Source organism: Kribbella sp. CA-294648 (genome assembly GCF_050943845.1).
GTDB lineage: Bacteria > Actinomycetota > Actinomycetes > Propionibacteriales > Kribbellaceae > Kribbella.
Genome location: NZ_CP191981.1, coordinates 5,855,157 through 5,869,181, shown reverse-complemented (window position 1 = coordinate 5,869,181; position 14,025 = coordinate 5,855,157). Strand labels below are relative to the sequence as shown.

The window sequence follows — 14,025 nt, the reverse complement described above, 5'->3', positions numbered from 1 at the left end:
AGGAAGACTCTGCCGGAGAGGGTTTACGGTTTCTTTCCGGTCATCGGTGGGTCGGCCGGAAACCCTCCAGCGCCCTGTGTCCGAAGTTGTTTGAGTGATTGCGGTGTTGAGGTGCGTGCCGGGCGCCGCAAGCGCCAAAGAACTTCGGACACAGGGCGCTAAAGTGCGGCCATGCGCTTCGGGGTGCTCGGACCGGTGACGGCCTGGACGGACAGTGGCGAACCGGTCACCGTCCCGGGTCTCAAGGTGCGTGCGCTGCTGGCGGACCTCCTCGTCCACGAGGGGCGCCCAGTACCGGCGGACCGGCTCATCGACGACCTGTGGGGCGAGGACCTCCCGGGCAACCCAGCCGGGACGCTCTCCGCGAAGGTGTCCCAGCTCCGCCGCGCCTTCGAGGACGCCGAGCCCGGCAGCCGAGCACTGGTCGTCTCCGGCCCAGCCGGCTACTCGCTGAAGGTCGACAGCGGCTCGTACGACGCCCTGGGCTTCACTGCGCACCTGGAGCACGGGCGGCTGGAGGAGGCGCTCGCGCTGTGGCGCGGACCGGCGTACGCGGATTTCGCCGACGAGGCGTTCGTGGAGACGGCTGTGGCGCGCCTGAGCGAGCAGCGGCTCACTGCCACCGAGGAGTACTTCGAGGCCCGGCTGGCGCGAGGCGATCACAACGCGGTGATCAGTGAGGTCGCTGACGTGCTGGCGGAGCACCCGCTGCGGGAGCGGCTCCGTGCTGCGCACATGAAGGCTCTGTACCGCGCTGGGCGGCAGGGCGAGGCTCTGGAGAGCTACGAGCAGCTGCGGACGCTCCTGGCGGACGAACTCGGCCTGGACCCGACGCCTGAGCTCGTAGAGCTGCAGCAGTCCATCCTGACGCAGGAACTCCCCGGAGCGCGCCGGCGCAGCAACCTGCCGTCGCAACTCACAGAACTCGTCGGCCGCAGCCAGGCGATCACCGAAGTCCAGAGCCGCCTGTACGCCGACCGACTGGTCACGTTGACCGGTCCCGGGGGAGTCGGCAAGACGCGGCTGGCGCTTGCTGCTGCCGACGGTCTGGTCAGTCGCTTCCCAGACGGCGTCATCCTGGTCGAGTTGGCAGCGGTTGCACCTGATGCGCTGGACGTCGCAGGGTCGCTTACAGACGCAGTACAGGCGGCACTTGATCTGCGGGACTCGGCTGGAGCCGGGGCTGGTGCGCTGGTCACTGCTCTGTCGTCGTTGGAGCTGCTGCTGGTGCTGGACAACTGTGAGCACGTCATAGAGGCGGCTGCAGCGCTTGCTGACGACCTGTTGGCTGCTGCGCCGGGGTTGAAAGTGCTGGCGACCAGTCGGGAGCCGCTGGGGCTCACTGGGGAGGCTGTGTGGAGTGTGCCTCCCTTGGAGGTGCCTGCGGTCACTGCTGCATTGCCTGACTTGGAGGACTCCTCTGCCGTGCAGCTGTTCGTCGCCAGGGCGGCTGCGGCGGACCGTGGGTTCTCGCTGGACGAGGAGTCGGCCACTGCGGTCTCGGTGCTCTGTAGGCGGCTCGACGGGATCCCACTGGCGCTGGAGCTGGCTGCAACGCGAGTGCGCGCGCTCGGAGTACAGGGGCTGGTTGCTCGGCTTGATGACCGGTTCCGGTTGCTGGCGACCGGGCATCGCGGTGCTGCGCCTCGGCAGCAGACGCTGATGGCGATGATCGACTGGAGCTGGGACCTACTGTCGCCGTCCGAGCAAGCAGTACTGCGCCGCCTCGCAGTACACACAGACGGCTGTACTGCGGATGCGGCCGAGCAGGTGTCTTGCGAGGACGGGGTCGACGTCCTGGACGTGCTGATGCGGCTGGTGGACCGGTCGCTGGTGGTGTCGGTGCACGGGTCGGACGGGCCGCGGTACCGGCTGCTGGAGTCGGTGGCGGCGTACTGCGTCGACAAGCTGCGCGAGGCCGACGAGCTGGAGCTGGTGCGGCAGCGGCACCACCTGTACTACACGGAGTTCGCAGAGACGGCTCGTTGCTATCTGACTGGTCCTGAGCAGAGCAAGTGGCTGCAGCGGCTGGACGATGAGGCCGGCAACCTGCGGACCGCGCTGGACGGCGCTGTAGCCGGTGGTGACCTTGAGCTGGCCGAGCGGCTGGTGGATGCGCTTGCTTGGTACTGGTTCCTTCGGGGGCGGTTTGCTGAGGCCAGGCGGTCGCTGGAGGCTCTGCCGTCTTCTGCAAAGGCGACTGCTTGGCTTGCTGGGTTTCTTTATGCGCAGGGCGATGTCAGTGCGGCCGCTATACGCGAGCGGGCGACTCTGACTGACCCGAGGGTTGAGTGGTTCATTGCCTTTACTGCAAGCGATTCTGGCGACCTTGCGGCCTGTGCGGCGATGCTGGATCACGCCCTGGAGGCCTTCGAGGCCTCCGGTGACCAGTGGGGGATCGCTGCGGTGCTGGCGGCTCGGGCTGTGCATGCTCACGTCCGCGTCGACCTGAAGGCGCTGGAGAGGGATGCGGTCGAGAGTGCTCGCCTGTTCCGGCTGCTGGGCGATCGGTGGGGCCTGCTGCAGGCAACTGGCTGGCTTGGTGCTCTGGCCGAGCTGCAGGGTGACTTCGACAAGGCTGTGCGGCTCCACACCGAGGGCCTGGAGATGGCCGAGGCGCTTGACCTCTGGCTCGAGGTGGCCGGGGAGTTGGGGTGGCTGGGCTGGACGGCGCTGCGGCAGGGCGACTACGGGCGAGCGAAGGCCTTGGGCGAACGGGCGTTGCGGCTGGCTACGGAACAGGGCCACCGCGCGACGCAGGCGTTGGGTGAGCTCGTGCTGGGGTTTGCGGACCGGCGTACGGGTGAGTTGGAGTCTGCCGAGAAGCGGTTGCAGGCGATGGTCGATGCGGCTCGTAAGCAGGATGAGCCGGTGTTGTACCTGTCGATCGTGTTGCAGGAGCTGGGCTACACGGTGGAGCTGCAGGGCGATCTGGTGCGCGCTCGGGAGTTGCATGCGGAGGCGTACCGGATCTCACGCGAGTTCGAGTCGCGGCGGGGGATGTGCTGGGCGCTGGAGGGTCTTGCCGGGGCTGTGGATGACAAGGTGGTGGCTGCGCGTCTGCTGGGGGTTGCGGCCGCAGTACGGGGTGCTGAGGGACATGTGGTGAGTGCCGCCGAGCAGGCCGACATCGATCGGGCTGCTGACGCTGCTCGGGCTGTGCTGGGTGGGGATGCGTTTGAGGCGCAGTACGAGGCTGGTGGGCGGTTGGAGTTGGAGGAGGCCTTCGCGGAGGTTCTTTCCTGAGGTCCTAGGAGCCGGTGTCTGCGAAGACCGCCGGTGCGTCGGCGACCACACGGCCCAGGGTCTTGGTGAACCGGTCGCGCTCGGTGGCGGGCAGTTCCTGCAGCAACTGATCCAGACGGTCGGTGAGCTCATCGTGGAACCGGTGCAGCGCCGCCGACCCTGCGGGTGTCAGGGCGACCTTCACCGCGCGCCGATCCTGCGGATCGTCCTCCCGTACTACGAGGCCGCGCTGCTGGGCGCGATCCACCAGGCCGGTCAGGCTGGATCGCTCCAGGCCCAGCATGTTCGACAGCTCGGCCATGCCGATGGACCGGTCCGCGAGCGAGCACAGCATCTGCGCCTGGGCGGTGGTGAGATCGCAGCCGCGGCCGACCTCGGCGTACAGGTTCTGGACCAGGAACGTCAGCCGCACCAGCCCGCTGGCGGCTCCCAGGGTCTCCTTCACGGCTGCTCCTCACTTGTGATTGTTCCCGCTTGTGATTGTTCGCGGCACGAAGTAATTTGTTCGTCGAGCCAATATTACGTGACACGAACTACTTGAGCTAGAGGGTGGAGTATGGACTACGGGCACGAACTGACGTTCGGCACGTTCCTGACGCCGGCGGTGGACGACCCCGACCGGGTGATCGCGCTGGCCCAACTGACCGAGCAGGTCGGCTTGGACCTGGTGACCGTGCAGGACCACCCGTACCAGCCGCGGTTGCTCGACGCGTGGACGCTGCTGTCCGTCATCGCCGCTCACACGGAGCGGGTGTCGGTCTCCACCAACGTCGCCAACCTGCCGCTGCGCCACCCGGTCGTGCTGGCCCGCAGCGTCGCCACCCTCGACCGGATCACCGGGGGGCGGGTTGAGCTCGGGCTGGGGGCTGGCGGGTTCTTGGAGGCGGTCGCTGCCAACGCAGGGCCGCGATTGACGGCAGGGGAGAGCATCGCGGCGCTGGAGGAGGCCATCGCGATCATCCGCGAGGTTTGGTCTCCGACTGGTGGAGGGATCCGGCTGCCGGGCAAGCACTACACGGTGGCGGGCGCCAAGCGCGGTCCTGCGCCGGCGCATGATGTGCAGATCTGGCTGGGCGCCTACAAACCGCGCATGCTGGCCCTCACCGGACGCCTCGCCGACGGGTGGTTGCCGTCGAGCGGCTACCTGCCGCCGGAGGACCTCCCCGCCCTCAACAAGCTGATCGACGAGGCGGCTGTCGAGGCCGGCCGCGAACCGTCGGCAGTGCGCCGCCTCTACAACATCTCAGGCAACTTCACCGGCCACGGCGGCTTCCTCCAGGGCCCAGAAGCTCAGTGGGTCGACCAACTAACCGAACTGACCCTCGCCCAAGGCATCAGCACCTACATCCTCGCCTCAGACACCCCCGAAGACATCCACCGCTTCGCCGAGGTGGCTCTCGCAGTACAAGAAGCCGTAACCTCGGCCCGCACAACCACCAGCGCCACAACCAGCGATCCGTCGTCCGCCCACTCCACCGCCAGCGCCCCAGCTGCCGCCCACTCCACCGCCACTGGCACCAACTCGCCCGCTGCCGGCACCACCGACCCGGCGACCTCAAGCCCGCTGACCGCTGGCACCCAGGCTCCGGGCACCCAGGCCACGGGCATCCCGGCTCCGGGTGCTGCGCCCTTCTCTTCCACCGCGCCGTCCACCGGCGCAGCCGGTGGACGGCGCGGGAACTTCAGCGTGGTGGCGACGCCGGCGCCCGCGACCAGGCGGAGCGGAGTACAGCCGTGGGACGAGTCGCAGCGGCCGACTGGGCCGGCGCTCGACCCCACGCGCGTCTACTCGCCGCAGGAGCTGGCTTCGGGGCAGCATCTGGTGCAGGTGCACGACCACCTGCGAGCCGAACTCGAGCAGATCCACGACCTGGTGGAACAGGTAGCCGCCGGCTCGATGGGCGTCGGCCAGGCTCGCTCCCACATCAACACGATGACCATGCGCCAGAACAACTGGACCCTAGGCGTGTACTGCGAGTCGTACTGCCGCCTGGTCACCACACACCACTCGCTCGAAGACGCCACGCTCTTCCCACGCCTCCGCCGGGCCGACCCGCAGCTCGCCCCAGTGGTCGACCGCCTGCAGGAAGAGCACCTGGTCATCCACGACGTACTGGAAGGCGTCGACAAGGCCCTGGTGGCCCTCGTAGACGGCTCAGCCACCATCGACAAGCTCCGCGCCGCCGTAGACCTCCTGGACGACGCCCTGCTCTCCCACCTCTCCTACGAGGAGCGAGAACTGGTCGAGCCGCTGGCCCGCCTAGGCGTCATGTAGCGACGAGCCCGGCCTCGCCACAGGACAAGCGAGACGCAGGCGGCTACTTCGCCTCGCCCAGCAGAGAGGCGAGGATGTCGAGCAGCCGCAGCGTGGGCGCCTCGGCCAGTACGCGCGCGGCGGAGGTGGCCGGCTCGGCAATCAGTCGGACCTGGAGCAGCTTGAAGTCGCGGACGTTAGCCGGGTTGACCAGGTCGCGGTGCACAGCGGCCAGGAAGTCGGGCCCCGCCGACGCCTCGCTGTAGGTCATCCGGATGAAGCTGTCGCTGACGGGGAAGAGATACGGCCGCTTGAGGTGCAGCAACTTGGACTTCTTGGCGTGCCCGAATCCGCGGTGCCCACTGAACTTCTCGTCCAGCGCGGTGGCGGCCTCGAACAACGGCGTACCGGGCGCCGCGTCCTCCAGCTTCGCATCAGCTGGTACCGCGGCGAACTCCTTGTCCGCGTCCACCTCAAGCAGCCAGGGGATGTCCGCGGCGCGCAGGTCGGAGCCGGCCACCATCGTCCGGGCCAGGTCCTCGAGCGTGACCCGGTCAGGCTCGGATCCGCCGACGTTCGTCATGCCGGGCAGACCGTCGTAGTACTTGAGCACCGCGCCGTTCGTCTCGGCGTACAGCCGCAGCTGCGCGATGGCCTCGTCCACGACGATCTTGCGACTACCGATGTTCATGGCCACACCCTCACACTCTTCGTGGCAGACCCGCCAGCCGGATTGGGCGATCCGTCGGCGAATCCGAAGTACATCCGGATGCGGTGAATCGTAGGGGACGCCCAGCCCCGCCCTCGCACAGGGTGACATCCCCACTTATCCACACCCCGTAACCAACCACCCCATACCAACTCCCGATCGCCATAAACTCTCAGTCACCACCCCTCACCGACAGGAGGCAAGATGCCCCGTACCGGCCCACGCCTCCTCCTGCTGTTCCTCTCGCTCCTCCTCCTCGTCCCGCTGAGCGCCATGCACCCCGTCGCCGCCCACGCCGAGGACGGCACCTGCATCCACGTCGACGTCAGCATCACCGCCAGCGGCGAACTCCTGACCAAAGGCCCCCAGCTAGCCAACGACGGCGGCTTCGGCCACGCAGGCACCGGCCAAACATTCACTTTCCAGGCCCGCACGTTCGCGCCGTCGCTGAACATCTGCGTCATCAAACTGACGGATGTCCGCATCTGGCAGGTGAGCGTATGGCCGTGCACGAACCACCCCAGGCCGAAGCCGGTGCGCACCCAGTCCCTCACCTGGACCGTCACCGTTCCGCTCGACTGCAAGATGCCCTCGTCGCCCGGCCTGCTCAGCGCCACCCTTACGAACGGCAAGGGCTCCGCCGGTGGCTACGTCAATATCTATGCGGGTGCGCCAGGCTTCACCTTGCCCGACAAGCAGGCTCGCGGGTTGTTCGGACCATTCGCCATGCAATCGGACCCGGTCAACTCCTTGACCGGTGCGCTCACGGCGGTCGAGACCGACGCGGCACTTCCTGGGCCCGGTGTGCCGCTGACGGCGACGCGCACCTACAACTCGAACGACTCGGCGACCGGTGCGCTGGGACCAGGCTGGCGCCCGTCGTACTCCGACCGGCTTGCGCTGTCCGGCAACTCTGCGACGTACCTGGCGTCGGATGGCCGAGAGATCACCTTCGCCGGCAGCCGAGGCACCTTCGCTGTGGAACCCGGGGCGGCACGATTCAGCCTGACCAAGGCCGCTGACGGCTACGTGCTGACCAGCTTCGACCAGATGCGGATGCGGTTCTCTGCCGCAGGTGACCTCCTCGCGGTTCTCGACCGCAATGGCCAGGGAGTCAGAGTCGAGCGATCCGATGGACGGGTCAGCGAAGTCGCGAACGGCCGGCGCTCTCTGAAGTACGCCTACAACGACGACGGCCTGATCTCGTCGGTGACGCTACTTGCACCGGCGACCGAACCTCGCAGCGTCAACTACGCCTACACAGAAGGTCGTCTCACCTCGGTCACGTCGCCGGGTGGATCGAAGACCACCTACGGGTACGACGGTGGCGGGCGGCTCGCTACGCAGTTCCAGGGGTCCGCGACGAAGCCTTCGCTCACGACGGAATACGACGCGGACGGCAGGGTCATCAGCCAGACCGACGCAAAAGGCGGGAAGACCTCCTGGCTTTGGGAACCGGCAGGCATTCGCGGCACCTCCACAATGACCGATCCCGTCGGTGGCAAGTGGGTCAACGAGTACGAGCGCAACTGGCTCGTCCGACAGGTCGATCCGACCGGCGCGGCTGTCACGTTCCACTACGACTCGTCCGGAAACCTCATCCGTGTCTTCGATGGGCTCGGCCATGGCGCGCGGCATGTCTATGACGCCCACGGCCGCCGCACCGCCTCGACCGATGCCGCCGGAAACGTGACCCGATACAGCTACAGCGCCTCCAACGACCTGGTCGCGACCACGGACCCGATCGGCCGGCGCACGACCTTCACCTACGATCCCAAGGGCAACCTCACAGGCACTGCCTTTGCGGGTTCTGCATCCACCGTCAGCTACGACAACCGGGGTCTGGTGACCGCGGTCCGGGATCCGCTGGGCCGAGTCACCCGCCTCACCTACTCAGCCGATGGTGATCTCCTCCGCGTATCAGATCCCGCAGGACGGGTGACCACCCAAGAGGTAGACGGTTGGGGTCGTCCGACCAAAACCACCTCGCCGCGTGGACAGAGCACGTCGTACGTCTATTCGGCTGATAGTCAGCTGCTCGAGCAGCGTGGACCACTGGGCATCACCACCAAGCAGACCTACGACGAGCGCGGTCGGCTCACCTCTGTCACCGACCCACGCGGTGGTGCCTCCCAGTTCCGGTACGACGATGCGGACCAGTTGGTGGGGGTGAAAGGTCCTGATCCGTCCCTGCCAGAGGTAGTTGCGGAATACGACGCGGCAGGTCGGGTCACCAAGCACACCGACGCCAGCGGACGTAGCCAGGCCTTCGAATACGACGGTGCGGGGCGAACGACGGCGACGACGTACGGCAACCGGACCTGGCGGTTCGGCTTCGACAAGGCCGGCCGTCTCACTCGCACCACCTTGCCTTCGGGCAAGACGGCGTCTTTCACGCTGGACGCCCGCGGAGCGATGACCAAACTCGAGTACTCCGACAAGACCGTGCCGGTCTCATTCGCCTGGGATGCCGTCGGCCGTCGGACGGCGATGATTGACGCGCTAGGAACCACTCGGTTCGGTTATGACTCCTTCGATCGTCTCAGCTCGGTCACCCGGCCGGGCGCGACGATCGCGTACCAGTGGGATCGTGCCGGCAACCTGGCGGCACGAACCGCGGCCGGCCACACGGAGAGCTACACCTGGGATCAGGTCGACAGGCTGAGTTCGGCGAAGGTCGACGGCAAGACGCTGGCGTCGTACAGCTATGACCTTGCCCGTGGATCAGTGACGGTCAAACGACCCAGCGGTCTGACTGAAACGCGCCTGTACGACGCGCTCGAGCGCGAGACCTCCTTAAAACTGACGCAGGCCGGGAAGACTGTTCGAGAGGTTTCATCCGAGTACGACGCCGCTGGCAACCTGGTGAGGTCAAAGGACTCGGTCAGTGGATTGGTTGCCTACAGCTACGACCCGCTGAGCCGTCTGACCGAGGTCTGCTACGCGGTCGACAAGTGCTCTGACGATGCGACCGATTACCTCCGCTACGCCTATGACGGCGCTGGCAATCGCACCTGGGAGAACCGTCCCACCGGCAGCACTTGGTCGCTCTACGGTCCGGGCAGCGAGTTGCTCGCCTCTATCACGGCGCCCAAGGAGTATCCACGGGCTCCGCCGTCGGCCCGTTCGTACAGCTATGACGCCGACGGCAACCTCGCCTCCGACGGGACCATTGCCTTCGCGTGGAACGCCGCAGGCAAACCAACTTCGTCCACAACTGACAAGGCCACAACGACCTACACCCACACTGGTGACGGTCGCCGGGCCAGCTCGACCTCCGGCTCCCGAACGACTACGTACCTCTGGGATGCCCTGTCTCCACAGATCCTCCAGACGGCGAGCGGCAAGACCGCGCAGCGCTACAGCTACGGCGCCGGCCTCATCGCCCAAAGTTCCGCCGGCGGAACCAGTGAACTCCTGTCCGGTCGGGCAGGCTCGCTGGTTGCCGCAGCCGGAAAGTCACTGAATCACTACGACTACGAGCCCTACGGCGCCCCTCGCCAGGCGACCAGTGCGGCACCAAAGCCAGCCGGTCCGACCTATGCGGGCGCCCTCCAGCTGCCGAACGGCAACTACCTGATGGGCCAACGCGAGTACAACCCCACGACCGCCACGTTCCTGTCACCAGACCAAGGCGGCAGCACTCAGCCCTACGCCTATGCCGCCGGCAACCCGATCTCCAACAACGACCTGCAGGGCCTCAGCGACATCGAAGGCACCCTCACCGACGTCTCCACCGTCTCCGGCTGGACCTCCACAGCAGCCCTGACCGGCGCAGTCACCTGCACCATCGTCCGCTACTGCGCCCCCGCCGTCCCCATGTTCCTGCAAGTCTCCGCAGCCACCGGCATGTTCTCCGCAGGCACCGCCGGCGTCCTGGACTCCAAAGCCTGCGTAGTAAAGGGCAACTGCTCAGCCCTAGCCGCCGACATAGCCATAGGCGCAGTAGCCAGCCGCTTCCCAGCGCTAGGAAGGGCAGCGCGTGGCGCAACCTCCTCACAGAGTGCTACTGCAAGCACTGACATGGTGCGAGTGGCTGACTTCGCAAATGATCGCACTGCATTCAGGCATTATTCTAAACATGTGCAAGGTGTCATATTGAAGCCGAAAGGCAAGTACGGCCTCAAGAAGACCGGCGATGAGTATGCAGGCGACCTGCCGGAGTTCCGCGGATTCGCTGAATATCGGCAAAATGCCCGACTGTTTATGGGAGGCGGAGCACAGCCGGGGTCCATCGAAGGAATCAGGCCCTCAGATGGTGCGATCATTCGAGTGGACCCCGTAAGTGGGTATTTTGGGGTCCGCTCTAGAAGCGGCAGTATCATCACATTTTTCCGCCCGGATGGTGATCCAATGGACTATTACTGGAGTCAATATGGGCACAACTGACACGGCCGCGTTCTTGGAAGCGTTCAGGGACTTGACGGAGTCGAAGGGGTGGGGTCGTCCACTCTCGCCTACGGGGTTGATCGGACGGTGGGAAGAGTTTGTCGGAAGTTGCGAAGAAGGGTACTCGGATGGCATCGACGAGTTTTGGAATGACCGAAATGTTAGGCGAATGCTCGAAGATGTCATGCGAGACTCCACGCTAGCTGAATTCGATCAGATGGCCTGGGTGCGTGCAGAAGTTGAAACAATCGATGACCGGTATCGCGCCTTGCTGACGGATCATGATGTGCGATCAAGCATCAATTGGTGGGAAGCTCGAGTGCCGCGATTCGCCGGGCCCGAGTTGGCGAATGATTTCAAGACACATTATCGAGTAGAGGTAGAGGTTCGCGAGTGATCCGGCAGCGGCAGGCAGTGAGTGGTGCCGTCAATTTCTCGTTCGAGCAACTCATTGAGCGGGCGCGCCGTGAGAGTTCGGTGTTGATGCTGAATCGGGTGGGCGAGAGATCGTGACGGGGATGGCGGGCGATGGGTCGTAGTACCAGGATGACGTTCAGGTTGATTGGTTACTGGGCGGGGCCGAGGGCGCCAGGGTGGCCTGATCCTCGGGCGTTCGTGGATTCCAGTTGGGATCGGGAAGTGCGGGAGGACGTGGCCGACTATTTGACCCAAGGCTTCGTCTTCAGGGGGTTCGGAGGGGTTTCGACCTGTCGGATCTGCGGTGTCGAGAATGGCGCGCTCGAGTTGACGGACGGCGTTTGGTACTGGCCTGACGGACTGGCCCACTACCTGACGGCTCACGATGTTCGACTGCCTCAGATCTTCGTCGACCATGTCGTGGCCGAACTGGATCGCCTGGACAACGTAGATACGGAGACCGAGTGGTGGAGGGCTCAGTCCGGCCCTGGGATGTGATCACATGAGCAAGATTGTGCGGATCGGCTACTGGGCTGGGCGTGGATCGGGTTGGCCGATGTGCGCTGCTATGTGGACGAGACCTGGGATGAGAGTGAGCGCCTCGACACCGTGCTCTATCTGCGGCAGGGCTCGTTGCGCGCGCCTACCTGGGGCCGTCCGAGTGCAGGTTCTGTGGGCGACGTAATGGATCGCTGGAGTTGACGGACATGGTTCACCTATGGCCCGAAGGGCTTGCTCGCTATGTGAAGGACCACGGCGTGCGCCTGCCAGCGCGGTTCGTGGAGCGGGTGCGAGAGCAGGGGCTGGCGATGGATGAGTTGGAGGTCGACGACTCGTGGTGGCTCGCCATACAGAGTCCGCCCTGGCGTAGGTAGCCGTGGATGGGTGCTGGAGGCCGAGCGACAGAGGAACGGCGACGTCTTCTTGGTGGGGATGTCGTCGGTGTAGCTGAGATTGCTGCGATCGAGTTGGTCGTCGAGTCGGTAGACAGTGCTTTGCTGCTTGAGCGGTGTCGCGAGGTGCTGGAGGTCGTGTTGCGGCACGCCGGTCGAGACTGGCCCGGCTCGGTGAGGTGGCGGCGGGAGTTGCCGGAGTGGTTCGTGGCTGCTTGCGGTCCGGAGCAGTCTGCGGAAGAGGCTCAAAGGTGGCTCGCCTGGTGGAGGTCGCTTCCGCCTGCTGAGCAGGGAGAGGTTGAGGATCGTCAGCCGTGGGCCCTGTCGGACTGGCTTGAATGGCTTCAGCCGTGCGAACGGAGTGGTACTGGCTGGGAGCTGAGAAGGACGGACCGCACCGCCTCAGGGTTTGGATCGATGTCGACGGATGGTCGGCACCGATCGGCGCGCTCGAGTGGCTGGTGAAGGTCGCCGGCGCGACTGCGATCGAGGTTGCTTAGGGGCCGCAGCTAGTCGTACGGGGTTGCGGCTATTTGTTTGGCTAGGCCAGCTGAGAGCGGGTAGGGATGTTCGGCGGGGAGTTTGGACGGCCGCGTCGGCAGGGGATGTGCGGGTGAGGGTGTGGATGGCGTGCATCTCCTCGGTGATGTCTTCGAGGGAAGTGATCCAGTCGTTGACGTAGAGGGGGACAGCTTCCGCGGAGAGGCCGATCTGGATTGAGCGGATGGTCGGTTGGGGTTGAAGGTGGATGGTTTGCTCGGGATCCCATTGGATACGCACGGGGGACTGGTGGAGCTGGGTGCGCCAGGCGGCTGCCGATGCGTGGTGTTTGCGGTCGTAGTGGCTCAGGCAGCTGTGGGACAGGGCCCACTCGAAGCCCTCGTGGGTGACGCGGATCCGCAGTACGCGGGTCTGACCGGGCTTGGTGGCCCAGCCTGAGCGGTAGGCCATCCAGAGGAAGGACGGCTTGATCCACGTCATCCGGGACATGCCGAAAGGCTTAACGAAGGTGCCGGCCCGGAGCGCGGGTTCGGCGATTTCGGGTGGATAGGCCTGATAGACCGCGATCGTGTCGTCGTCGTACAGCGCACGGATCTGCCGGTACGGCGTTGCTTCGGACATGGAACCCATTCTGTGTTGGCAGGCGGTCAGGTCGGGTGTCAGGTCACCGGTTACGAGAGCACTGTCCTGGGTGTTCAGTCTCCAGTTCGTGCCAGCTGTTTGCTGACTGTGCAGCGTATGGGGGTTCGTGCTGAGCAGCGCGTGTGTGTGTGGCGTGCGGGGTGGTGTACGAGTCGGGGTGGGTGTTCGGATCTGAAACGCCGCCTCGGGGCTCGAGCCGAGGCGGCGCGTTGGGGTCAGAGGGTCGAGACGAGTAGGTGTAGGGCTAGGGCGGTGATCAGGAGGCTTGAGAGTAGGGCGGTTAGTAGGCGGGCGGTGGGGGTCGTGAGGAGGCGACCTAGGAGGGCGCCGCTGGTGGCTAGGGCTAGTTGCCAGGAGGCTGAGGCGGCGAAGGCGGCTAGGACGAAGACTGATTGTTCGAGGTGGGTTGGGGTGGTGGCGTCTTGGCTGCCTAGGACCAAAGCGGTGAAGTAGATGACGGTGGTTGGGTTGAGCATCGTCATGGCTAGTAGGGCGAAGTACGCGCGGGTCGCGCTGGGTGGGGTGGTGGGTGGCGGCTTGGTGGATTGCAGTCGGCGGTGGTGAGTTATTGCTGTGGTTGCGCCGCGTGTCGCGAGGGCGAGGAGGACCAGCACCGAGATCCACTTCAGCGGAACGGTGATCGGTTCTATCAATGGCGCGAGGGCTGAGCCGCCGAGGGTGGCGATGAGGGCGTAGAGGCCGTCGGCTGTTGCTACGCCCAGGGCGGCGAACGCGCCGAGCTTCAGGGAGGTGCGGGCCGTGAGGGCTACGAGGTACGTCGCGATGGCTCCGACGGGCATGGCGATGCCATAGCCGGCGAGGAGCCCTGCGATCAGGGCCGCGGTCACGACTGCGTGGTGATTGTCCTCCGCGCTCGGCCGGTCTGCTGCTGGACCCGCACCGGACGAACGGTGGAGGTCAAGAGCAGAAGGGCTGTCGTCGTGGTCATACCCCGATCGTGCAGCTGTTTGGGT

Annotated in this window: 9 protein-coding genes and 1 pseudogene; 5 read left to right on the top strand and 5 right to left on the bottom strand. The window is 65.7% G+C overall.

Going from position 1 to position 14,025, the window contains the following annotated elements:
• The first annotated feature begins 171 nt into the window (after positions 1-171).
• Entirely contained in the window at positions 172-3,246 is a 3,075-nt protein-coding gene (locus ACQPYM_RS27715) for a BTAD domain-containing putative transcriptional regulator (RefSeq protein WP_433005950.1), read from the top strand.
• Positions 3,247-3,250: 4 nt separating this feature from the next.
• On the opposite strand, the gene ACQPYM_RS27710 is transcribed toward ACQPYM_RS27715, so the two are convergent.
• Positions 3,251-3,691, bottom strand: coding sequence for a MarR family winged helix-turn-helix transcriptional regulator (locus tag ACQPYM_RS27710; RefSeq protein ID WP_433005947.1), 441 nt, complete (start codon positions 3,689-3,691; stop codon positions 3,251-3,253).
• Positions 3,692-3,802: 111 nt separating this feature from the next.
• Here ACQPYM_RS27710 and ACQPYM_RS27705 point away from each other — a divergent pair, with 111 nt between their 5' ends.
• A complete protein-coding gene (locus ACQPYM_RS27705) occupies positions 3,803-5,521 on the top strand; it encodes an LLM class flavin-dependent oxidoreductase (protein ID WP_433005944.1) in 1,719 nt (572 codons plus the stop codon).
• A 43-nt stretch (positions 5,522-5,564) separates the two neighbouring features.
• On the opposite strand, the gene ACQPYM_RS27700 is transcribed toward ACQPYM_RS27705, so the two are convergent.
• Positions 5,565-6,191 (bottom strand): DUF6308 family protein, encoded by a 627-nt coding sequence (locus ACQPYM_RS27700; RefSeq protein ID WP_433005941.1) that lies wholly within the window; start codon positions 6,189-6,191, stop codon positions 5,565-5,567.
• Positions 6,192-6,413: 222 nt separating this feature from the next.
• Here ACQPYM_RS27700 and ACQPYM_RS27695 point away from each other — a divergent pair.
• From ACQPYM_RS27695 to ACQPYM_RS27685, 3 genes and pseudogenes are all read left to right on the top strand, one after another.
• Positions 6,414-7,103, top strand: a pseudogene (locus tag ACQPYM_RS27695) (DUF6531 domain-containing protein); the annotation flags it as partial.
• A gap of 84 nt (positions 7,104-7,187) precedes the next feature.
• Positions 7,188-10,598, top strand: coding sequence for an RHS repeat-associated core domain-containing protein (locus ACQPYM_RS27690; RefSeq protein ID WP_433023397.1), 3,411 nt, complete (start codon positions 7,188-7,190; stop codon positions 10,596-10,598).
• Positions 10,599-10,767: 169 nt separating this feature from the next.
• Positions 10,768-10,995 (top strand): hypothetical protein, encoded by a 228-nt coding sequence (locus ACQPYM_RS27685; RefSeq protein ID WP_433005938.1) that lies wholly within the window; start codon positions 10,768-10,770, stop codon positions 10,993-10,995.
• A 736-nt stretch (positions 10,996-11,731) separates the two neighbouring features.
• Here ACQPYM_RS27685 and ACQPYM_RS27680 read toward each other — a convergent pair.
• The 3 genes from ACQPYM_RS27680 to ACQPYM_RS27670 all read right to left on the bottom strand — a co-directional run bounded on the left by ACQPYM_RS27680 (position 11,732) and on the right by ACQPYM_RS27670 (position 13,899).
• Positions 11,732-12,058, bottom strand: coding sequence for a hypothetical protein (locus ACQPYM_RS27680; RefSeq protein ID WP_433005935.1), 327 nt, complete (start codon positions 12,056-12,058; stop codon positions 11,732-11,734).
• A gap of 252 nt (positions 12,059-12,310) precedes the next feature.
• Positions 12,311-13,030 carry a DUF4291 domain-containing protein gene (locus tag ACQPYM_RS27675; RefSeq protein ID WP_433005932.1) on the bottom strand — a complete coding sequence of 240 codons (720 nt, stop codon included), beginning with the start codon at positions 13,028-13,030 and terminating at the stop codon, positions 12,311-12,313.
• A 236-nt stretch (positions 13,031-13,266) separates the two neighbouring features.
• The gene (locus ACQPYM_RS27670; protein ID WP_433005929.1) at positions 13,267-13,899 is read right to left on the bottom strand and encodes a LysE/ArgO family amino acid transporter; all 633 of its coding nucleotides are present in this window, start codon (positions 13,897-13,899) and stop codon (positions 13,267-13,269) included.
• Between the last annotated feature and the right edge of the window lie 126 nt (positions 13,900-14,025).